This is a genomic window from Capillibacterium thermochitinicola, from assembly GCF_013664685.1.
Classification (GTDB): domain Bacteria; phylum Bacillota; class UBA4882; order UBA10575; family UBA10575; genus Capillibacterium; species Capillibacterium thermochitinicola.
Genome location: NZ_JAAKDE010000005.1, coordinates 12124 through 34123, shown reverse-complemented (window position 1 = coordinate 34123; position 22000 = coordinate 12124). Strand labels below are relative to the sequence as shown.

General features: G+C 55.4%; 16 protein-coding genes, 1 pseudogene and 1 other annotated feature. Of the genes and pseudogenes, 4 read left to right on the top strand and 13 right to left on the bottom strand.

What is annotated here, in order from left to right:
• The first annotated feature begins 132 nt into the window (after positions 1-132).
• Positions 133-639, top strand: a complete 507-nt coding sequence (locus G5B42_RS03440; RefSeq protein ID WP_181339052.1) for a nitroreductase family protein — start codon at positions 133-135, stop codon at positions 637-639.
• 120 nt (positions 640-759) lie between these two features.
• Here G5B42_RS03440 and G5B42_RS03435 read toward each other — a convergent pair whose 3' ends face one another.
• The 8 genes from G5B42_RS03435 to hemW all read right to left on the bottom strand — a co-directional run bounded on the left by G5B42_RS03435 (position 760) and on the right by hemW (position 9867).
• The gene (locus G5B42_RS03435; RefSeq protein WP_181339051.1) at positions 760-1605 is read right to left on the bottom strand and encodes an ABC transporter ATP-binding protein; all 846 of its coding nucleotides are present in this window, start codon (positions 1603-1605) and stop codon (positions 760-762) included.
• A gap of 14 nt (positions 1606-1619) precedes the next feature.
• Positions 1620-2417: an ABC transporter permease gene (locus G5B42_RS03430; protein ID WP_181339050.1), complete on the bottom strand. Its 798-nt coding sequence runs from the start codon at positions 2415-2417 to the stop codon at positions 1620-1622.
• Positions 2418-2568: 151 nt separating this feature from the next.
• Positions 2569-3573 carry an ABC transporter substrate-binding protein gene (locus G5B42_RS03425; protein ID WP_181339049.1) on the bottom strand — a complete coding sequence of 335 codons (1005 nt, stop codon included), beginning with the start codon at positions 3571-3573 and terminating at the stop codon, positions 2569-2571.
• Between the two features lie 148 nt (positions 3574-3721).
• Positions 3722-4852: a molecular chaperone DnaJ gene (gene dnaJ, locus G5B42_RS03420; RefSeq protein WP_181339048.1), complete on the bottom strand. Its 1131-nt coding sequence runs from the start codon at positions 4850-4852 to the stop codon at positions 3722-3724.
• 53 nt (positions 4853-4905) lie between these two features.
• The gene (dnaK, locus tag G5B42_RS03415) at positions 4906-6741 is read right to left on the bottom strand and encodes a molecular chaperone DnaK (RefSeq protein ID WP_181339047.1); all 1836 of its coding nucleotides are present in this window, start codon (positions 6739-6741) and stop codon (positions 4906-4908) included.
• A gap of 46 nt (positions 6742-6787) precedes the next feature.
• On the bottom strand, positions 6788-7429 hold the full coding sequence (grpE, locus tag G5B42_RS03410; protein WP_181339046.1) for a nucleotide exchange factor GrpE: 642 nt from the start codon (positions 7427-7429) through the stop codon (positions 6788-6790).
• A 52-nt stretch (positions 7430-7481) separates the two neighbouring features.
• Positions 7482-8513 (bottom strand): heat-inducible transcriptional repressor HrcA, encoded by a 1032-nt coding sequence (gene hrcA / locus G5B42_RS03405; RefSeq protein ID WP_181339045.1) that lies wholly within the window; start codon positions 8511-8513, stop codon positions 7482-7484.
• Positions 8514-8700: 187 nt separating this feature from the next.
• Positions 8701-9867 carry a radical SAM family heme chaperone HemW gene (hemW, locus tag G5B42_RS03400; protein ID WP_181339044.1) on the bottom strand — a complete coding sequence of 389 codons (1167 nt, stop codon included), beginning with the start codon at positions 9865-9867 and terminating at the stop codon, positions 8701-8703.
• Between the two features lie 172 nt (positions 9868-10039).
• Here hemW and G5B42_RS03395 point away from each other — a divergent pair, with 172 nt between their 5' ends.
• Positions 10040-10555: a DUF2179 domain-containing protein gene (locus tag G5B42_RS03395; protein WP_181339043.1), complete on the top strand. Its 516-nt coding sequence runs from the start codon at positions 10040-10042 to the stop codon at positions 10553-10555.
• A 25-nt stretch (positions 10556-10580) separates the two neighbouring features.
• Here G5B42_RS03395 and lepA read toward each other — a convergent pair whose 3' ends face one another.
• Positions 10581-12380, bottom strand: coding sequence for a translation elongation factor 4 (gene lepA / locus G5B42_RS03390; RefSeq protein WP_181339042.1), 1800 nt, complete (start codon positions 12378-12380; stop codon positions 10581-10583).
• A 213-nt stretch (positions 12381-12593) separates the two neighbouring features.
• On the opposite strand from lepA, the gene G5B42_RS03385 reads away from it, so the two are divergent.
• Positions 12594-13271, top strand: coding sequence for an SdpI family protein (locus tag G5B42_RS03385; protein ID WP_181339041.1), 678 nt, complete (start codon positions 12594-12596; stop codon positions 13269-13271).
• 9 nt (positions 13272-13280) lie between these two features.
• Complete coding sequence (locus G5B42_RS03380) at positions 13281-13796, top strand: hypothetical protein (RefSeq protein WP_181339040.1); 516 nt, start codon at positions 13281-13283, stop codon at positions 13794-13796.
• 186 nt (positions 13797-13982) lie between these two features.
• On the opposite strand, the pseudogene G5B42_RS03375 reads toward G5B42_RS03380, so the two are convergent.
• From G5B42_RS03375 to ileS, 4 genes and pseudogenes are all read right to left on the bottom strand, one after another.
• A pseudogene (locus G5B42_RS03375) lies at positions 13983-15369 on the bottom strand (NAD(P)/FAD-dependent oxidoreductase).
• 26 nt (positions 15370-15395) lie between these two features.
• On the bottom strand, positions 15396-16838 hold the full coding sequence (locus G5B42_RS03370; RefSeq protein ID WP_181339039.1) for a TrkH family potassium uptake protein: 1443 nt from the start codon (positions 16836-16838) through the stop codon (positions 15396-15398).
• Between the two features lie 18 nt (positions 16839-16856).
• Positions 16857-18200, bottom strand: coding sequence for a Trk system potassium transporter TrkA (gene trkA, locus G5B42_RS03365; RefSeq protein WP_181339038.1), 1344 nt, complete (start codon positions 18198-18200; stop codon positions 16857-16859).
• 171 nt (positions 18201-18371) lie between these two features.
• Complete coding sequence (ileS, locus tag G5B42_RS03360; protein WP_231133203.1) at positions 18372-21515, bottom strand: isoleucine--tRNA ligase; 3144 nt, start codon at positions 21513-21515, stop codon at positions 18372-18374.
• 164 nt (positions 21516-21679) lie between these two features.
• Positions 21680-21914 (bottom strand) — a binding site (T-box leader).
• Positions 21915-22000: the final 86 nt, after the last annotated feature.

Below are 22000 nucleotides of genomic sequence, written 5' to 3'. Positions count from 1 at the left end.
CCCAACGGGACTCCGAAATGGTATGTTGCTTCAAAAAAAGGGGGTAGGCGATGGCTAAACACCGATGAAATTCTTGCGGTTTATAGTTAAACTTATGCAAGGGAAAAAGATAAATTCAAGGAGGGAGATTAGATGTCCTTTTTAGAACTCACAAAGAAGAGATATTCGGTCCGGAAATTCAAAGACCAACCCGTGGAACGGGAAAAGCTGCTCCAGGTCCTGGAAGCAGCCAGGAATGCCCCTTCGGCCTGCAATTTACAGCCCTGGCACTTCATTGTGGTTACTGAGGAAAAAATGAAAAACGAAGTCGCTGCGACTTACCCAAGGGATTGGTTTAAAAAGGCGCCGGTTGTGATTGTTGCCTGCGGTGATCATGCCGTCTCCTGGAAAAGGGTGGACGGTAAAGACCACTGCGATGTAGATCTGGCCATTGCCATTGAACATCTGACCTTGGCCGCTGCTGAACTGGGTCTAGGGACCTGTTGGGTCTGTGCCTTTGATGCCAAGCGCTGTCATGAAGTGCTAGCTTTACCGGACAATCTTGAGGTAATTGCCCTGATCCCACTGGGTTACCCGGATGAGGAAACAATTCCGGAGAAAAAAAGAAAAAGTCTCGAGGAGATTGTTACCTGGAAATAGACGTGCTCCGCATCACGTTCGGTTACCGACGTCCATCATGCTTCCTTGAACGAGTAGGTTGGTAAGGAAGCGGATCGACCCCTCAGGTTATTACATCCTCAGGGGTCGTTAACAATCTCCCTAATGGTGGGTTAGGAGTGACAATCGCCGCTCCTCGGCAAAGAACGTGGCGACGCTCCGCTCCGTCCGCGCCCGGTCCGGTTGTTTGAACCCGAGGAGCGAATGGATCTGCTCCCAGATGATATTAAAGTCCTTTGCTTCGGGAGAGCGGGGACGGGCCAATTGGTTGGTGATCACCGCTTTGATCCGGCCCGGGTTGGCTTCGAAGACCACGATCCGGTCGCCGAGAACAATCGCTTCTTCAATGTTATGGGTGACAAAGAGGATGGTCACCCCGGTCTCCTCCCAGATCCGGATCAACTCCTCCTGCAGGGTTAGGCGGGTCATCGCGTCCAGGCTGCCGAATGGTTCATCCATCAGCAGGATCCTTGGCCGGACGGCGAGGGCGCGGGCAATCGCGACCCGTTGCTTCATTCCCCCGGACAGTTGATGGGGATAGAAATCGGCAAAACCGGTCAACCCCACCATCGCCAGGTAAGTCCGGGCCATTTCCCGCCGCTCGGCCCGGGAGGCGCCCATGCCGGTTACTTTGAGGGCAAACATAATGTTCTCCAGAACCGTAAACCACGGGAAGAGCTGCTCGAAGCATTGAAAGACCATCATCCGCTCCACCCCGGGTCCGGTGATCTCCCGGCCATTCAGACTGACTCGGCCATTGGTCGGTTTTTCAAAACCGGCTATGCAGCGCAGCAGGGTGGATTTGCCGCAACCCGAGGGCCCGATCAAGTTGACAAACTCGCCGCTTTTCACCGTTAAGTCAATCTGTTCCAAAGCGTTTACGCATTTACCACCGGCAAAAAAAGTCTTGTCTAATTTTTCGATGACCAGTACTTCCGGTTCGAACATTTTCGATCAACCCCTTATTCTGAGGTCATTCCCCAGCGTCTAACCGTGCGCCGTTCGACCTCTTCGAAGCACAGACGTTCCACCAGCAAACCGATGAGGATAATGAGGATCATGCCCGCAAAGACACTGGGGATCTCCATGAAAAAGCGTTTCTTGTAGATGAACCAACCCAGTCCGCCCTCCCCGCCGGAGGCCCCAAAAACCATCTCCGCGGCGACCGAAGCCTGCCACGCGCGGGCCCAGCCCACCCGGAGCCCGGTCAGGATATGGGGGAAGGCCCCGGGCAGCAGAATGGAGCGGACCAACTGGATTCCTTTTAACCCTAGGTTGCGACCGACTTCGATCTGGGTCGTTGGTACCGACCTGAGACCCGTGTGCAGATTGGCGATGAGCGGCCAGAGGGAAGAGAACCAGATCACCGCGACAATCGACCGGGACCCGGTCCCCAGCCAAAGAATAATGATCGGCAGGATCGCGATCCCGGGCAACGGGTGCAAAACAGCCATTAGGGCTTGCACCCAGTCGGAGAGGAGAGGGAAGAGCATTGCCCCCGTGGTCACCAGAGCGGCGGTGACCACGGCCAGACCAAGACCCAACCCGATAATGTACAGGGAAAAAACCACTCTTTGCAAAAGTTCGCCCCCGCTCAATTCCGCCCACAAGTGGATAAAAACCTGACTCATCTTGGGAAAGAGGAGGGGAGGGAACCATCCGGTCCAGGCCAGCAGCTCCCAGCCAATCAGCGCGCCAATAATGAATATTACCTGGTTAAGAGTCTTTTTTCTTTGCGTTATTCCTGCCCTTTCCTTCACCATAAGCCCCTCCCTGACTTACCATCATTAACTTTCAGCAGAAAGATCCCGGCGCCCGGCCGGCCTCCGTCCAAACACGGAAGGCTTCCCCCATGGACGCTAGTCACCCCTGGCCGCCCGCCGAAGTTTGCCTGCCACTTACTACTGGCACTTAATACTGAATCCGCTCAATCTCCGACGGACCGCCCGCCCGGCTCCCGATGATCGCCAAGACATTATCGAAGGCGATCTCGGCCAAACTGGCCGGGGCCCGCTTGATGTAACCGGCTTTCGCCATAAACTCCCCAAACCCCATCAGGCCATAGGGGGCGGTGGTGTAATTCATCCCTTCCCAGTTCAGATACTCCAGCGTTTTTTCGGGCGTAAGCCCAAATTCCGGGGCCAAAAGCTTAGCCGCCGCTTCCTTGTTATTGTTGATCCAGGCCATCGCCTCACCGATAGCGTTGACAAAACTGCTGTAGACTGCGGGACGACGGTCATAGAAACGCTGCGGCGCCACACCGACGTTGAAGTTGAAGGGATGCCCGAAAATCGTCACATCATCGATGACCAGGTGACATCCAGGTTGGGAGAGTTCTTCAAATAAGTAGGGGGGTGTGGTGAAATGGGCTTTGATCCCTTTCTTCGAGATCAAGGCGGCGGCACCATCCGGGTGGGGCATCGCGACGATGTTATTGTCAAGCGCCGTCGGGGAACCCAGTTCTTTTTCGGCCGCCATGGCCAGGAGAATATGTTGGATGCTGCCGGGGGAAGGGACGGCGATTTTATCCTCCGGCTTGAAATCCTTCAGGCTTTTGATGTTCGGGTCATTGGTTACCAGGCCAATCGGCACAATCACAAAACCGCAAACAATCTTCCAATCACAGCCTTTATCCCAGCCGATTAGAAAGGGAGGGATGCCCATGAAACCGACATCCACCTCACCGGAGATTAAGGCCTCGCGCACCGCACCGCCGGAACCATACTCCTTCCAAACCGGTTTCAAACCGTACCGTTCAAAGGTCTTCCGCGCTTTGGCCACCATTAAAGGGGCGTACACCAGGCCGAATTGACCGGCAATCTTGATTTCTTCGGCCGGCGCCCCGTGAACTTGCGGAACCAAGGCCGCACTGGCGATTAAACTTAAACACAAGAGAAGCAGGACCGTTTTTCGCATGCCAAACCTTTTCCTCCTTTTTGCCTATGCTTCGCCCATCGCCGCCAACGCCAACGGGCAGTTATCACCGGGATAAATTATGAAAAAACCCGCCACAATGTGCGGGTTTTTGTATACAAAGAAATGTTTTAAATTTGCCGAAGAGTCTCTATTTCCCGAAGGCCTCCTTGACTTTGTCGATGAACCCTTTTTCCGGAAGGCCCACTTCTTCCCCGAAGGCTTCGGCCACTTGGCGGATGGCCTCCCGTTGGGCGTGGTTCAGTTTGGTCGGCACTTCAATCCGGACCCGGACCAATTCGTCGCCCCGGCCGCTTCCGTTCAGGTAGGGAATGCCTTTCCCGCGGATGCGGAACAAGGTCCCCGGTTGGGTCCCTTCGGGAATCCGCAAAGTCGCCGTTCCTTCCAAAGTCGGCACTTCGATGACAGCCCCCAAAGCCGCCTGGGCGAAACTGATCTTATGCTCGAGGATGAGATCATTCCCCGTCCGTTTAAAGAAGGGATGGGGTTTCACCGTAATGTAGACGTAAAGATCACCCGGGGGTCCGCCGCGCTCACCGGCTTCGCCTTCGCCGGCCACCCGGAGACGGTGTCCCGTATCAACACCGGCGGGAATATTAATCTTGATCGTACGGACCTGGCGGACCCGCCCACGGCCGGCACAGGTCGGGCAAGGAGTCTCAATCAGCTTCCCTTCGCCCTGACAACGGTCACAAGTGCGGACGGTGGAAAAGCGGCCGAACATGGTATTCTGCACCGACTGGACTTGCCCGCTGCCACCACAGGTCGGGCAGGTCTTGATGGGCGTACCAGGTTTGGCCCGGTTGCCATGGCAAGTGGAGCAGATTTCCGTCCGGGGGACCTTGATGGTGGTCTCTTTCCCGAAGGCCGCATCCTCAAATTCGATCCTCAGGTCGTAACGCAAGTCCGCGCCCTTCTGGGGTCCGGTTCTTGACCGCCGGCCACCGCCCCCGAAGAACATATCAAAAATGTCGCCAAAACCCTCAAACGTAAAGTCGCCAAAACCACCCGGCCCGGTCCCGGCGCCAAAGCCCGGGTCGGTCCCGGCATGACCGAACCGGTCGTAGGCCGCCCGCTTCTGCGGATCGCTCAGTACTTGGTAGGCTTCGTTGATCTCCTTAAATTTCTCTTCCGCCTGCGGGTCATCTTTATTAACATCGGGATGGTATTTCCGGGCCAGCTGCCGGTAGGCCTTTTTTATCTCCTCCTCACTGGCCCCGCGCTCCACCCCCAGCACTTCATAATAATCTCTTTTCGCCATGGTTAACCACTCTTCCGCATTTTGATCACATCTGCCTTGGCCTTACCATTTTATTATTTATCGTCTTTGATCTCGTAGTCGGCATCAACCGTAGGTCCCTCTTCATTGGTTCCCGCCGATCCCGTCTGGTTCTGGGCTGAACCCGTCCCCGTCCCGGCGGCCTGGTGATAGATGGTGGCCGAGAGTTCATGGAGTTCTTTCTCCAGTTTCTCCTTCTTCTCCCGGATCAGGTCGTAGTCTTCGCCCGCCAAGGCCTTCGTCAGTTCTTCTTTGGCCTGTTTGATCTTTTCGACCCGGTCGGCGGGGGCTTTATCGCCGAAATCTTTCAGGGTCTTATCGACCGAATAGACCAGGCTGTCGGCTTCGTTCTTCAACTCCACTTGTTGCCGGCGTTTTTTATCTTCCTCGGCGTACTGCTCCGCCTCTTTCATCATCCGGTCGATCTGTTCTTTCGTCAAACCACTGGAAGTGGTAATCGTCACTTTCTGTTCTTTACCGGTGCCCAAATCTTTCGCCGAGACGTGGACAATGCCGTTGGCATCAATATCAAAGGCCACTTCAATCTGGGGAACCCCCCGCGGGGCCGGCGGAATCCCGTCCAGCCGGAACCGGCCCAGGGTAACGTTGTCTTTGGCAAATTCCCGCTCGCCCTGGAGAACGTGGATGTCAACGGAGGTCTGGTTGTCGGCCGCCGTCGAGAAGATCTGCTTTTTCGACGTGGGAATCGTGGTGTTCCGTTCAATAATCCGGGTGAAGACGCCCCCGAGGGTCTCAATTCCCAGCGAAAGCGGGGTAACGTCCAGTAAGACAATGTCTTTTACTTCGCCGGCCAGCACCCCCGCCTGGATGGCCGCTCCAATGGCCACCACCTCATCGGGGTTGACGCCTTTAAAGGGCTCTTTCCCGGTCAGCTTCTTCACCAGTTCCTGCACAGCCGGGATCCGGGTCGAACCGCCCACCAGAATAACCTTGTCAATATCGCCCGGGTTCAAACCGGCGTCGGCCAAAGCCCGTTTCGTCGGTCCGGCGGTGGCTTCGACCAAATCGGCCGTCAGTTCTTCAAACTTCGCCCGGGTCAGGTTCATATCCAAGTGCACCGGTTGGCCGTCAACGGCCGTAATGAACGGCAAGTTAATATTGGTGGTCAACACCCCGGAAAGCTCAATCTTGGCTTTCTCGGCTGCTTCCTTCAGCCGCTGCATGGCCATGCGGTCTTTGGAGAGATCGACCCCATGCTCGGCCTTGAAGTTGTCAACCATCCATTTGATAATGCGCTCGTCAAAATCATCCCCACCCAAGCGGTTGTTCCCGCTGGTGGCTTTCACTTCAAAGACCCCGTCGCCCAGCTCGAGAATGGAAACGTCAAAGGTCCCGCCGCCAAGGTCAAAGACGAGCACCGTATGGGCGTCGGATTTGTCCAGGCCATAGGCCAGGGCTGCCGCCGTCGGTTCGTTGATAATCCGCAGGACCTCCAGCCCGGCAATAGCCCCGGCGTCTTTCGTCGCTTGCCGTTGGGCGTCGGTAAAGTAAGCCGGAACGGTAATCACGGCTTTATCGACCTTTTCCCCGAGATAAGCCTCGGCGTCGGTCTTGATCTTCCGCAAAATCATCGCCGAAATCTCCGGCGGCGTGTATTCCTTATCATCAATCTTTACTTTATAATTCGTTCCCATATGCCGTTTGATGGAAATCACCGTCCGGCCGGGATTGGCAACCGCTTGCCGTTTGGCAATCTGCCCGACGAGCCGTTCCCCGTTTTTCGAGAAAGCCACCACGGAAGGGACGGTTCTGCCTCCTTCGGCGCTAGGAATGATAACTGGTTCGCCGCCTTCCATCACGGCAGCGCACGAGTTTGTAGTACCAAGGTCAATCCCGATCACTTTTCCCATCGACTATTACCTCCTACCATCATCAAAACTTATAAAAACTATATATCTATTCTTTCTCTTTCCCGCTTACCGATTCCGGAGCCGCCGCAACCTTGACCAAAGTCGGGCGGATCGTCTTTTCGCCGAATAGGTAACCTTTTTTGATCTCTTCGAGAATGGTGTTTTCCGGTTGTTCCGAGGGCTCCCGCATCAAGGCTTCATGCAGCTTAGGATCGAACATCTCACCAACAGCAGGAATGGGCTTTAAGCCCACCTCGACCAAAACACCTAAAAACTGACGGAAGATCATCTCCACCCCGGAGCGCCATTTGTCGGGCTCCCCGGTCGCCTTCAGCGCCAGTTCCAGATTGTCCAGGACCGGAAGAAGCTTCACCAGCAGCTCTTCCTTCCCACTGTCCGCCGCCTCCAGTAACTCCTTCCGGGTGCGCCGTTTATAATTGTCAAAATCGGCAAGTAACCGCCGATAACTCTGGAGATACTCTTCTTTTTCCCGTTCCAGTTCTTCGATTTTCTTATGTAAGGCTTCAAGCTCCGCCCGCGCGGCGTCGGCGTCAACCTGGCCGGCTGGGCCGGCACCAGCGTCCGCGCTCTCCTGGGGTGGCGCCGCCGTTTCTTCCGTCGTTTCCTGGGCCTGCTCCTGTTTTAAAGCAACATCCGCATCTATCTCAACGTTGTTTTGCTTTACCAACCTATAACCACCTCCATAATCTTAAAAAAGAGAAAAGGCCCCGCGGTGCCTTTTACGACTTGGATAGATACTCGCTCAGGCTCTGGGCGATAAATTCAACCACCGAGACGACGTGGGCATAGTCCATGCGGGTCGGGCCCAGGACACCGATGGTGCCGACGACCCGTCCGCCGATTTCGTAGTTGGCGGTAATGATACTGCATTCATGGACTGCTTCTTCCGGGTTCTCCTCCCCGATGGAGATCCTGAGCCCCGGATGGCGCGACGAAAGGAGCCGGTACAACCGGTCTTCCTCCTCCATCAGCTCCATTAGTAGTTTGAACTTTTCGACCTCTTTAAACTCCGGATGTTCCAAAATGTTAATAATTCCGTCAAGATAAACCCGTTCCTTCTCGCTGGTATCCAGGGTGCTCAGGAGGAGGGTAATCGCCTGTTGGAAGGAGCTGTCCTCGGTTTTAATCTCCTCTTTCAATTCATTTAAAAACGACGATTTTAGGCTGGCAAACGGCCGGCCCCGAAGTTTTTTGTTCAAGCTATAAGAAACCCGGTCGAGATCGGCTTGGGTGATCGGACAATCGACGGCGATTACCTTCTTCTCAATGATCCCCATGTCGGTCACGATCAGAACGAGAATATCGTTAGCACTTAACGAAATCAACTGCACATGTTTGAAGATGGACGGTTGTAACGTCGGCCCAAGCATCAGGGAAGGATAACGCGTCAATTGCGCAAGAATCTTCACGGTTTGCTGCAGAATTGTATCCAACTGGCGGGAACGATCCTCAAAATATAACCGGATGAGTTCTTGTTCTTCTTCGTTCAAAGTCTGTTGTTGCATCAACATATCCACATAATAACGGTAACCCCGCTGAGAGGGGATCCGCCCCGCCGAGACATGAGGTTGCTTCAGATAGCCGCTCTCCTCCAGATCGGCCATTTCATTGCGGATGGTCGCGGGACTTAGCCCCAGATTATACTTGCGAGCAATTGTTCTGGACCCAACCGGTTCCGCCGATTCAATGTAGTCATCGGTGACTACTTTTAAAATTAACTCCTTTCTTGGATCCAGCGGCCTCTGAGTCATTTTTGCTCACCTTCTATACACTCTCCTTACCAAGAGAACACCACTGCTTATTGTTAGCACTCCCGAATGACGAGTGCTAATCTACCTAAAAAATATCACCATCCTCACCCTTTGTCAAGGGCAAAGAGGTTAAAGTCTTTGCCCGAACGCCAATCTTCCGTAAATTCGCTCCCGCTCCCTCCGCTACTCACAGTAAAGGCGCCAAAAGTTTGGTCAGCACTTGATTACTGACGAGCATGCCCCGGGGGGTCAGCCGGTAGGTGCCTGCTGCTTCCCGGAGAAAACCGCCGTCCAACAGGGGCTGCACCCGTTCACCCAAAACCTGAGCCAGGGAGACCCCCCAACGACTGGCGAAAGCCTCCGGATCGGGACCGGTGGTGAGGCGAAACCCCAGTATTAACATCTCCGCCATCGCTTGCCGGGGCGTGAGGGGTTCCACCATGCCCGTCGGTTCCGTCCCGGCCGCCACGGCGGAAAGATACGCTTCCAGGTTATCGAGGTTGACCCAGCGGTGTCCGGCCACGGTGGAAACCGCCGCCAAACCCAGCCCCAGGTAATCCTGGTATCGCCAGTAAATCAGGTTGTGCCGGCACCGGTAATCGCCACTCGCGGCTTCGCCCGCCCGGGGACGTCGGGCAAAGTTGGAGATCTCGTACTGTTTATAGCCGGCCGCCGGCAGGATCCGGGTATTGGCCATGAACATCGCGCTCACCTCGTCATCGGTCGGCAAGCGGACCCTTCCTTCCCGGACCATTGACTGGAGGGGCGTTCCAGGTTCGACCTGCAAGCCGTAGCAGGAAAGGTGATCGGGCGCCAGGGCGATGGCCCAGCGGAGGGTTTGCTGCCAGTCGTCAAGCGTCTCGCCGGGCAAGCCATAAATCAGATCCAGGTTAATGTTGGTAAAACCCGCCCGGCGCGCCAGGGCTACCGTGCTTTCCACATCAGCGGTGGTGTGAATCCGGCCTAAGATTTTTAAAAAACGGTCGTCCCCCGACTGGGCGCCCACACTCAACCGGTTCACCCCGGCCGCCCGCAGCTGGGCAAGACCGGGGCCGTCGATCGTTCCCGGGTTGGCCTCAACCGTCACTTCCGCCTGCGGCTGCACCCGGGCTACCGTTTTGATCTCCCGCAGTAACTCCGCCAGGGCGCTTGGGGGAAGGACCGTCGGCGTCCCGCCGCCGATATAAATAGTGGCAACCTGCCACTGGGGATTCCATCTTAACCGCAACTCTTGCTTTAAAGCCTCCAGGTAGCGCTGATAATCCCCCGTCCGTCCGGGAAAGGAGCAAAAATCGCAGTACAAACATTTTCGACGGCAAAAGGGAATGTGAAGATAAAGGCCGATCGATCTCAAGGGTTTTGCCTCCTCCGGCCGGCGCGTTCAAGCTGCAAAAAGTAGTTAATTGCCTTTGCCCTGGTTTTATGGTATTTTAGCGTTAGCAGGAATATGACATGCCTCCGGTAGCGGGCCGTTCGCTTTCCGTAACCGACAGGATTGGTCCGATTATGCAAAAGGAGTTGATTTTTTGCTGCTTTCCCTCTGTTTGATCTTTTTCGCCCGGACGACCGATGTTTGTCTGGGCACCATACGCATCCTCTTTCTTACGCGAGGAAAACGTTTCCACGCCGCGCTTCTCGGCTTTTTTGAAGTGACGATCAACATTACGGCCCTTAGCCAAGTAGTCGGAAATTTAGACAGCCCTTGGAAACTTCTCGTCTATGGCCTGGGGTTTTCCTTTGGCAACATTGTCGGCGGATATCTGGAGGAAAAATTGGCCGTCGGCTACACCTTCGTTGAACTGGTCCCGAAGAACCATACGCCGGAATTGATCACGGCCCTCCGGGACGAGAACTTTGGCGTAACGGTCCTCGAAGGGGAAGGGCGGACCGGACCCCGGCACATCCTGACGATTATCCTCCGCCGCAAGGACCTCCCCCGGCTCCGGGCGGTGATTGACCAGATTGAACCCGATGTCTTCTACACCGAACTGGACGCCCGGTTGATTAAAGGGGGCTATTTCCGGGGGATGGACAAAAAGTAGCAGGCCCAACCGGCGCGGGGCGGCCTCAGTCATCAATCTTTAAGACCGCAAAGAATGCCTCCTGGGGCACCTCCACCGTCCCCAACTGCTTCATCCGTTTCTTGCCTTCCTTCTGCTTCTCCAACAGCTTTCTTTTACGCGTGACGTCCCCGCCGTAACACTTGGCCAACACGTCTTTACGCAAAGCCCGGATGGTTTCCCGGGCGATTACTTTATTATTGACCACCGCTTGAATCGGAACTTCAAACAACTGCTGCGGGATCAACTCTTTTAGTTTCCGGGCCAACTGTCGCCCATAGTGGTAGGCTTTATCCTTGTGCACGATGGCCGAGAGGGCATCCACCGGCTTCCCGTTCAAAAGGATATCAAGGCGCACCAGATCCGTCTCCCGGTACCCCAGAAAATCATAGTCAAAGGAGGCGTATCCCTTCGACCGGGACTTCAACTTATCGTAGAAATCGACGAGAATCTCCGCCAAGGGCAACTCATAATGGAGGAGGACCCGGTCGGTCGTCAGGTACTCCATTGACTTATATAGACCCCTTTTTTCCTGGCAGAGTTCCATAATCGGGCCAACGAAATCATGGGGCAGGATAATGTTGGCGTTGACGAAAGGCTCCTCCAGGTGTTCGATGAAGCCGAAGCCGGGCAGATCGGACGGGTTGCGGACCTCCTTGGTCTCACCGTTCGTCAGGTGGACAATATAGACCACGCTCGGGGCGGTCGCAATCAATTCCAAGTTATACTCCCGTTCCAACCGCTCCTGGATAATCTCCATATGGAGAAGGCCGAGAAACCCGCAGCGAAAACCAAAACCGAGCGCGGTCGAAGTCTCCGGTTCAAAGGTCAGGGCGGCGTCGTTGAGCTGCAACCGTTCCAAAGCATCCCGCAGGTTAGTGTAGTCGACGTTTTCCACCGGGTACAAGCCGCAGTAAACCATCGGTTTCGCCGAGCGGTAACCGGGGAGGGGAGTCGCCGTCGGCCGGTCAACTGTGGTGACCGTGTCGCCAACCTGTGTATCCTTCACATTTTTGATGCTGGCAGCCAAAAAGCCCACTTCACCGCTGGCCAATTTTTCGACCGGTGTCATTTCCGGGGCAAAGACCCCCAACTCCGTGACTTCGAACTCTTTGCCGGTGGCCATCATCCGAATCTTGTCGCCGATCCGGATCTGACCGTTGAACATCCGGACATAGGCGATTACTCCTTTGTAGGAGTCATACTGGGAGTCAAAGATCAAAGCCTGGGTCGGTTCGCTCGTCGACCCTTTGGGAGGGGGAATACGTTGGACGATCGCCGCCAAAAGCGCGTCGACCCCTTGCCCGGTTTTCGCACTGACCAAGATGGCTTCTTCCGGCTTATAGCCGAAGACCTCTTCGATCTGCTTTAGGGTCCGCTCCGGGTCGGCGCTGGGCAAGTCCACTTTATTGATGACCGGGATAATCTCCAGGTCGTGTTCCAAGGCCAAATAAAGGTTGGCGATGGTCTGCGCTTCCACTCCTTGGGTCGCATCCACCACTAAAAGCGCCCCTTCACAGGCAGCCAACGAACGGGACACCTCATAGGTAAAGTCCACATGGCCAGGGGTGTCGATCAGGTTGAGGAGATACTTTTCGCCGTCCGCCGCCTGGTAGTTGAGGCGCACCGCCCTGGCCTTAATGGTAATCCCTCTTTCCCGCTCCAAATCCATGGAGTCGAGTACCTGTTCGGTCATTTCCCGCTTGTCAACGGCTCCCGTATACTCCAACAACCGGTCGGCCAGGGTGGATTTACCGTGGTCAATATGGGCAATAATACAAAAGTTACGAATCCGACTCTGGTCCACGGGGTTCCTCCTCTGCTGTTAAAAAATTGACCCGAAGCGCTCTTCGGGTTGGTCATCATGATTTTCGTAACGATTATAGCATTTTCCGCTTCTATGCGCAAGGGACGCCGCCGGGAGCCTGGGTTAACGGCTTCACGGCGAATTTCCTAATATATATTTCCTTTATGTTATATATGTTATAATGATGGTGTCATTTAAAAGGAGGTTAGTGCCTTGTCCGAAAAGTATACGTTCAAAACCGAGCTCCGACACGAATGGTATATCTTCCTTATTATTGCCGCCGTTTTAATCTTGGGAGTGGTGGTTTATCCGGCCCTTCCGGAGCAAATCGTCGTCCATTGGAATGTGGCGGGCGAGCCGGACGGTTACGGAAGCCGTTTCTTCGGGGTGTTTGGTCTGCCCCTGATCACCCTCGGTCTTTATCTGCTTCTTCTCTTCCTCCCGGTGATCGACCCCCGCCGCCGTAATTACGCCCAGTTCGCCACGGTTTATCGCTGGATAAAACTGGGGGTCGTCCTCTTCATGCTCGGCCTCCACTTGGTCACGTTGGCTTTCAACCTGGGGTACCGCATTGACATCGGCAATTTCGTCACCCTCGCCATCGGGTTCCTCTTTGCGCTGCTCGGCCGGGGACTGCCGCAAATTAAGCCCAACTATTTTGTGGGCATCCGGACCCCTTGGACGCTGGCCAATGCGGAAGTATGGACCAAAACCCACCGTTTCGGCGGCAAACTATTCTTCTGGTCCGGGGTTGCCCTGGTTATCGGGACGGTCCTGCCCGACCGGATCCGTTTCTGGTTGATGATGGCGCTGATCATGGGGAGTTCCCTGGGCACCGCCGTCTACTCTTATTTCTGTTTCCGCCAGGAAAATAACGCAAACGAAGAATGAGGTGACAGCATGGCCCCCTTACCTGTTGGCCGCCGCGCGCGCGCCCAATCTGCCCTTCTCCTCCTGGGTCTCATCCTCATGTTTTTGCGTCCGGCGCCGGCTGCCGCCACCGACCGGGAGCCCTACCTTTTCCGGTTGGGCCTTGGCATCCACGGTGTTTACCCCGAAATCGGCTACAGCGCCGTCCTTAATCTGACCCAACACTCGGCGCTGCAAGGCATCTTCATCTATAATGACTATGCCGCCATCTGGGGTGGCAAATATTTATACCGTTTTCACCTCCAGCCCACCCACAACCTCTACCTCTTCGGGCTGGCCGGATACTTTGCTTTTTACGACAACGCCTGGGAGCTGGTTTCCGCCCCCGGCTTTGTCGGCGGGCTTGGCCTTGAATTCACTACCAGTGATTTTGTCACCAACCTCAAGTATAACCTGGAGGTCGGCTACTCGACCGTTGGTTATTCCGGAGGGCCACCCGGTCCGGGTCTGGTCTACGGGTGGGGGATTCACTTCTACCTCTATTAATCCTTTAGTCTTTAATGAGTTTTAGATATTTTCGTACCCGTTTCGTCTTTTTTATTAGCTGATTTTTCTCTCATTCTTCCGGCCGGCAGAACGCCGGCCGTTTTCGTTTGTTCTTCCTTCCCGTTTCTCTTCCGGTTCTGATTTAATCCCGTTTTTCTTTGGTACCTTCCTTTGGTTTAACCTTCTTCAGTTCTCCAGGCGGCGCTTGATCTCCTGGCCCACGATGACGCCGGAAATGGAGGCTTGCATCAAGCCGCGGGTGACGCCCGCCCCGTCCCCGACGGCAAAGAGGCCGGGGATCTTGGTCTCCAGGTTTGAGCTGAGGTGCAACCGGGAAGAGTAGAATTTAACTTCCACCCCATAGAGGAGGGTGTTCCGCGAATTAACCCCGGGCGCAATCGTATCCAACGCCTCGAGCATCTCCATGATCGCCAAAAGATGCCGGTAGGGGAAGACCAGGCTTAAATCGCCCGGCGTCGCTTCCTTCAGGGTGGGAATGACCAGACCTTTTCGCAAGCGTTCCGGGGTCGACCGGCGGCCCATCTGCAAGTCGCCCAAACGCTGGACGATCACGCCCCCGCCCAGCAGATTGGCAAGTCCGGCCACGTACCGGCCGTAAGTGATCGGCTCTTTAAACGGTTCGGTAAAATTCTTGCTGACCAACAAAGCAAAGTTGGTGTTGGCCGTTTTTTTATGGGCGTGGCTATGCCCGTTCACCGTCTGGACACCATCATTGTTCTCCACCACCACTTCCCCGTAGGGGCACATGCAGAAGGTCCGGACCCGGTCTTCGAACGTCCGGGAGTAGTAGATGAACTTGCTCTCGTAAACGACGGAAGTCAACGGTTCCATAACTTCCGCGGGAACCTCCACGCGCACTCCAATGTCCACCGGGTTGACCGTTGTCGGCAATCCCAGACGGCGACCTTCGGCCACCAGCCATTCGGATCCTTCCCGCCCGGGGCCAACGATAATGTATTTGGCCCGGTATTCCTGACCGTTCTTTAAACGAACCCCGACGGCGACACCCTTTTCCACCAGCAGTTCCGTACAAGCGCTGTTAAACGCGACTTCGACCCCTTTCCGTTCCAGCTCCTCCTGCATCGCCTGCAGAACCGCCAAAGTCCGTCCGGACCCCAAATGCCGGATCCGGGAGGGGATCAGCCGCAAGTCGGCCATTACCGCTTTTTTGGCAATGGCGGCGACTTTCTCCTCGTCATCGCCGTAGACGTGTTCCGGCGCGCCAAAGCGGAGGTATATGTCGTCCACATACCGGATCATCTTGTGGAGGCGTTCTTTGGAGATATATTCATCCAAAAAGCCGCCGACTTCCGTTGAGAGGGTCAGTTTACCATCGCTGAATGCACCAGCGCCCCCCCCATCCGCACACAATGGAACAAGGTTGACACTTGGCACAAGGGATATTCCGTTCTTTGGAAGGGCAGACCCGCTCCGCCAAGCTCTTTCCTTTTTCCACAATCAAGATTTTACCGGTCCGCTCCACCAGTTCCAAGGCGGCGAAGATCCCGGCCGGACCACCGCCGATTATGATCACGTCATATGTTTTTGTCATTTTATCCACCTTCTTCCTACGTTCTTTTATTTATGCCAAAAACGGGGGCAAATTAACACGAAGAGCGGCAGGATTTCCAACCTTCCCGCCAACATTAGCAGGCTTAACCCCCATTTGGCCAAGGGGTGCAAACTCCCGTAGTTCCCCAAGGGCCCCACGACCGCTCCCAACCCCGGGCCGATATTGCCGAGACAGGAGGCGGCGGCGCTTACGGCCGTAATTAAATCAACCCCGGTAGCGGCGACCCATAAAGTCCCGAAAGCAAAAAGGGTGAGGTAAATAAAGAAGAAGGCCGCCATACTGTGAATGGCCGTCGCCGGCAAAGCAACCCCGTCCAGTTTGGTGGGGATCACTTGTCGCGGGTTATAAGCCCTGGTTACTTGCCGGCGGAAATACCGGAAGAGGGCCACCAACCGCCCAATTTTGATCGCGCCCGTCGTTGAGCCGGTACACCCGCCAAAAAACATCAGCACCAGGAGGACAACACGAGCCATATCCGGCCACTGGTCGAAATTGTCGCTGGAAAACCCGGTGGTGGTAATGACCGAAACAACCTGAAAGAGGGCCCGGCGGCCGGCTTCCACCCAAGGGAGACTATACTGGCCGGCTAACACTATAGTGATCAAAAGGGAGGCGACCAGAATCACCCCGCAAAAAACTCTAACTTCTGTGCTTTGCCAGAACGGTTTTAGCGTTCTTTTCTTCAGGATCCGGTAGTAAAGGGAAAAATTAAGTCCGGCTAAAAACATGAAAACAATAAAAATCAGCTCGATCGGCCAACTATGGAAGGCCTCCACACTAATGTTCCGGGTGGAATAGCCGCCGGTGGCGAGCGTGGCCATCGCATGGGTCACCCCTTCATACCATGACATCCCCGCCAAGCGGAGGATAATGGTCTCCAGAAGAGTGAACCCGCTATAAATCAACCAAAGGACAACCGAGGTTGTCCGCAGGCGGGGCACTACTTTGTCCGGGAAGGGACTGGGTACTTCCGCCTCGTAGAGAAAAACCCCTTGCCGTAAAGCGGGAAAAAGGGCTAAGGAAAGGACAATGATGCCCATCCCGCCCAGCCAGTTGGTTAGACTTCGCCAGAAGAGAATTCCCCGGGCGGTCCCCTCCACATTTGCTAAAACCGTAGCGCCGGTTGTAGTAAACCCGGACATCGTTTCAAAAAAAGCGTCGGTATAGGTTAGGGTCGTTCCCGACCAAAGGTAAGGCAGGGCGCCAAAGGCGGTCACCAGGAGCCAGCCAAGGCCGACCACCGCCAACCCTTCCCGCCGCCGGAAATCCCCCTCCGGTTTGATTAAAGCCAGTAATCCCCCGGCCAGTAAAGTAACGCCAATGCTATACACGAAAGCCGAGGCATCGCTTCCCCGGTAGAAAAGGGCGACTCCCAAAGGGATAAACATTACCATCGCCAGTAAGATTAGGATTTTGCCCACCCGGTTTAGAACCAACCGCAACCTCATTTTTTATCCTGCTCCTTATTAGTGGTAAAACAGCTTCTCCACCTCTGGAACCAGCTTTTTCAGGGCAAAGACAATCACATGATCCGACGGGTGGATCCAGGTGTCGCCCCGGGGTACGATGACCTGATCCTCATGGATCACGGCGCCGATCAGTATCCCGGGGGGAAGCCCCAGATCCCGTAGTTTCCCTTTGGTCACCGGGGAATTGGGCTCCGGGATCACCTCCAGGATCTCGGCGTCCCCCGATTGCAAGAGGTTGATATGGACAATATTGCTTTTCCGCACAAGCTTCAGAACGGTGTTTACAGTCAACAGCCGCGGCGTGATGGCCGCCGTCACCCCGACGGTGTCGGCCAGGGGGATATAATCCTCCCGGCCAATCTCGCAGATCACCTCTTGCACGCCGAGTTTGCGAGCCAGAAGACTGGCCATCAGATTATTGCTCTCTTTCCCCAGGAGGGAAACGAAAGCATCATCCGGGCCCAAATTTTGCTCTTCCAAAGCCTCCTTGTTGGTCGGATCGGCGCAGATGATTTCACATCCGGGTAACTCGGCGGCAAGCGCCGCACAGAGCTCCGGGTCGGGTTCGAGGACGACAATCTCCGGTCTTTTCTTCTTTTGGAGTAACAGACGGATAAAATACTGGGCAATTAAGCCCCCGCCGGCGATCACCACCCGCCGGAACACCGGGGTTTTCTTTTTGGTCAAGCCGTTTAAGTGTTGGAACCCAAAGGTCTCCCCAAGGACTAAGATTTTATCGTTGGGTAAGAGGCGGGTTTCCCCCCGCGGGATCAGGGCTTTCCCCTCACGGGCGACCGCAACGATGGTAAACCGGTCCAGGTTAAGGTCGGCGATCCGCTGGCCGGCAATCTCCATCTCCTGGGTGACCTTAAGCCCGACGAGACTAAGTTTCCCATCATAAAAATACTCGACATCGGTGGCCATCGGCACGGCAATTAAACGGAAGATCTCCTGGGCGGCCAAGTGTTCGGGGTTGATAATCCGGTCGATGCCGTAATGGGAATAGGAAAGGATGTAAGGATGATAGGAAGTATAGTCGGGGTTGCGGATCCGGGCCACGGTCATTGGCACCCCGCTTTGTTTCGCCGTCATACAGGCAATCATGTTTAACTCATCATTTTCAGTGACGGCGAGGATAATATCGACGTTTTTAATATCCACCGCTTCCAAAATCCGCGCGCTGGCCCCATTACCGGCCACCGTCATCACATCCAGATCGGCCGCCGCAATCTTTAAAACCTCCGGGTCCTTATCGATAATAATCACATCATGGCCTTCTTCGGAGAGGGCTTTTGAAATGTTATAACCAACACGGCCAAGGCCGACAACGACAATCCGCATTTTCGCTTCCCCCAGTAGAGTAAATTGCCCCTAAGTGTGCCTGGATAAATCCATTAGTAAATTCTGAAATACTCTTTATTATAGGATCAATTTTCGAAAAACGCAACCAAGGACAAAAAAGGATCTCTCTGTCGCCAGAGGGATCCTTCCTTGTCCCCAAAGCATCGTTGCTTATATCTTTTCCACTTTCAACCCGGCCGGATACCCGTTAATATCCCATTCAGTCAAGTCCCCGTTTTGGTCGGCCGCCTTTTCGATAGCCACCGCCAGGGTCTCCTCCTGGATATAGGCTTGGTAAGCCTCAATGGCGGCGGATACTTCCGGGCCCGCCCAGTAGGTGATCCGGATCCGGTCCGTCAACTCAAACTGGGCATTTTTCCGCATATTCTGCACCTTGGAGACAATCTCCCGGGCCAGCCCTTCTTGGACGAGCGCCGGCGTCAGGGTGGTCTCCAGGATGACATAGTTGTCCCGGTCCGCCTCCATGGCGTAACCAGGCCGGTCCGCCGTCCGGATCTCCAGATCCTCCGCCGTCAATTGGACCGTCTTGCCGTCCACCGTTAGGGTGAGCTGGCCGTCGGCCCGCAACTTTTTCACCAAGTCCACGGCGGCACTCGCCGCAAGAGCCTGGCCGATCTGTTTCATCAAAGGACCGTATTTCGGACCGAGGACGGCAAAATTGGGCTTCACTGTATAGTCCACATAGTCGTCGGGTGCCTCCACGTAGTGAATGGCTTTGACGTTCAACTCCTCTTTCACCAGATCCTCCATGGGCTTCAACAGCATTTCGTGCTTGCGGTCAATCCGGAGCGCAGCCAGGGGCTGCCGGACTTTGATCTGCACCCGGTTCCGGGCGGCCCGTCCCAGGGAGACCAGATCAATCACCAGGCCCATGTGCCGTTCCAGCTCAACGTCGATCAGCTTTTCGTCGGGTGCCGGGTAATACTCCACGTGCACGGAGGGCTGCTTCGCCGGGCCGCGCACCAGGTTGCCGTAGATGTCCTCCGCCAGGAAGGGGGCGAAGGGAGCCATCAACTTGGCCACACCCACCAGCACTTCCCATAAGGTGCGGTAGACCGCTTTTTTGTTCTGGTTCATCTCCGGCGCCCAGAACCGTTCGCGGTTGCGCCGGACATACCAGTTGGAGAGGTCGTCAATCACAAAGTTTTGGATGGCCCGGACCACTTTGGTCAGTTCGTATTCGGCCATGTCAGCCCGAATTTGCTTGGTGACCGAGTTAAACCGGGAGACCAGCCAGCGGTCGATCTCTTCCCGTTCGGCCACCGGGACGTCGTAGTTTTCCGGATCGGCCCCGTCAATATTGGCATAGAGGGTGAAGAAGGCATAGACGTTCAACAAGGTCCCGAAGAACCGGGCGGCGACCTCCTTCAACCCTTCCTCGTCAAACCGTGTCGGCATCCAGGGTGGCGAAACCGCCAGCAGGTACCAGCGGGTGGCGTCGGCCCCGTATTTGTCAAACAGATTCCAGGGGTCGACGGTATTCCCCCGGGATTTGGACATTTTTTGTCCGTTCTTGTCCAAGACCAGGTCGTTCACGACCACACTCTTGAAGGCCGGCTGGTCAAAGAGGAATGTGGAGATCGCTAGGAGCGAGTAAAACCAACCCCGCGTCTGGTCGATCCCTTCGCAGATAAAGTCGGCCGGGAACAGCTTGTCAAAATCATCCTTATGCTCGAAGGGATAATGCCACTGGGCATAAGGCATCGAACCCGAATCAAACCAGCAGTCGATGACCTCCGGCGTCCGGGTCATCCGCCCGCCGCATTCGCACTTCAGGTGCACCTCATCGATATAGGGCCGGTGGAGGTCCAGGTTCGCCACGTCCACCGGTTCCAAGGCCCGCTCGGCCAGTTCCTGCCGGGAGCCGACCGCCGTCAGCCGCCGGCAGCTTTCACAGCGCCAGATGTTGAGCGGCGTCCCCCAGTAACGGTCCCGCGAGAGGGACCAGTCAATCACGTTCTCCAGCCAGTTGCCGAAACGGCCTTTCCCCACATGCTCCGGATACCATTTGATCTTCTTGTTGTTGGCCACCAAACGGTCTTTATATTTCGTCACCGCAATATACCAGGATTGACGGGCGTAGTAGAGGAGGGGCGTATCACACCGCCAGCAGTAGGGGTAGGAGTGGGTGATCCGCTCCTTCTTAAAGAGTTTCCCCTCGGCCTTCAAATGGTCCGTGATCTCCTCGTCGGCGTCCCGGACAAAGCGGCCCGCCCAGAGCGGAACTTCGGCGGTAAATTTGCCCTCCTTATCCACCGGTTGCAACACCGGCAGGTTATGCTTGCGCCCCAATTGGTAGTCGTCTTCACCAAAGGCCGGTGCGATGTGGACGATGCCGGTCCCATCCTCGGTGGAGACAAAGTCGGCGCCGTAAACGCGGAAGGCCGGGTCGTCAGCTTTCAGGAAGGGGAGGAGTTGCTCATACTCGGTTCCCAAAAGGTCTTCACCCTTTACCTCTTCGAGGATCTCCGCCTCTTTCCCCAGGACCGGCGTCACCCGCTCGCGGACCAGAATGTAGACCGCGTCGTCACCGGGACGCCGCGCCTTCACGTAAGTGAAGGCCGGATTAACCGCCAGGGCCACGTTGGACGGGAGCGTCCAGGGGGTCGTGGTCCAGACCAGAAAGTACTCGTTCTCCTTGCCCTTGACCTTCATGCGGACATAGATCGAATTGATCTTTTCTTCCTTATAACCAAGGGAAACCTCGTGGGAGGCCAGGGGGGTCCCACACCGGCTGCAGTACGGCATGATCTTGTACCCTTCGTAGATCAGCCCGGCCTCAAAGTATTGCTTCAGGATCCACCAGACGCTTTCGATATAATCGTTATCCAAGGTAATGTAGGGATTATCCAGATCGATCCAGTAACCGATCCGTTCGGTCATCCGCCGCCATTCCTTTTCGTAGGTAAAGACCGATTCGCGGCACTCCCGGTTAAAGGCCTCGATCCCGTACTCCTCAATCCCCTGTTTCGAGGAGAGCCCCAGTTTCTTTTCGACTTCGATCTCCACCGGCAGGCCGTGCGTGTCCCAACCGGCCTTCCGGTTGACCTGATAACCTTCCATGGTTTTGTAACGGCAGACCGTATCCTTGATCGTCCGCGCGAGGACATGGTGAATGCCGGGCCGTCCATTGGCGGTCGGCGGGCCCTCGTAAAAGATAAAGGAGGGTGCGCCCTTCCGCGCATCCACACTCAATTTCACCATATCTTGGGCCAACCACTGTTCCAAAATTGCTTCTTCCCGTTGACGCGCCGGACTCTTGACATCGACTTCTCGAAACTTTCCACCCATCATCAGTCAAACTCCTTTCCCTGGCAAAACTTTTTTCACCCAGATAAACTGGGCGATTCGATCAATACATAAAAGACGAAATCAAGTGTTCAACCAAGCCCTACGGCCTCACGGAGGCCAAACTGTATAAATTTAGAAAAGATAGTTAAAAAAAGAAAAACCGTCCGCAAAGGGACGGTTTGATCGACCGTGGTACCACCCAATTTGGTGAAGACCAAGGCCCGGTGGCCATTGATCCCACCCACTTCTTGCCCGTTAACGGTGGCTTCCGTCCGGACTTACTCCCCGTTCGGCCCGGAGGCTCCAGGCTGATCTTCATGCCGGTCGTGGTTATCCCCTTCCCACCACCCGGGGACTCTCTGTTACCCGTTACGGCATTACTCGTCCTTTCCTCGCCTGTTTCATCCTGAGTTTTTACCTTAAACGCTTGCGTTGCGCAAAGATCATTCTTTATTGTAGCCGAAGATTACTGGAAAGTCAATGCTTGC

Coding starts and splice junctions, on each gene's coding strand:
- G5B42_RS03440 (WP_181339052.1), top strand. CDS start 133: ATGTCCTTTTTAGAACTCACAAAGAAGAGATATTCGGTCCGGAAATTC.
- G5B42_RS03435 (WP_181339051.1), bottom strand. CDS start 1,605: ATGTTCGAACCGGAAGTACTGGTCATCGAAAAATTAGACAAGACTTTT.
- G5B42_RS03425 (WP_181339049.1), bottom strand. CDS start 3,573: ATGCGAAAAACGGTCCTGCTTCTCTTGTGTTTAAGTTTAATCGCCAGT.
- dnaJ (WP_181339048.1), bottom strand. CDS start 4,852: ATGGCGAAAAGAGATTATTATGAAGTGCTGGGGGTGGAGCGCGGGGCC.
- dnaK (WP_181339047.1), bottom strand. CDS start 6,741: ATGGGAAAAGTGATCGGGATTGACCTTGGTACTACAAACTCGTGCGCT.
- hrcA (WP_181339045.1), bottom strand. CDS start 8,513: ATGACTCAGAGGCCGCTGGATCCAAGAAAGGAGTTAATTTTAAAAGTA.
- G5B42_RS03380 (WP_181339040.1), top strand. CDS start 13,281: ATGGCCCCCTTACCTGTTGGCCGCCGCGCGCGCGCCCAATCTGCCCTT.
- G5B42_RS03370 (WP_181339039.1), bottom strand. CDS start 16,838: ATGAGGTTGCGGTTGGTTCTAAACCGGGTGGGCAAAATCCTAATCTTA.
- trkA (WP_181339038.1), bottom strand. CDS start 18,200: ATGCGGATTGTCGTTGTCGGCCTTGGCCGTGTTGGTTATAACATTTCA.
- ileS (WP_231133203.1), bottom strand. CDS start 21,515: ATGATGGGTGGAAAGTTTCGAGAAGTCGATGTCAAGAGTCCGGCGCGT.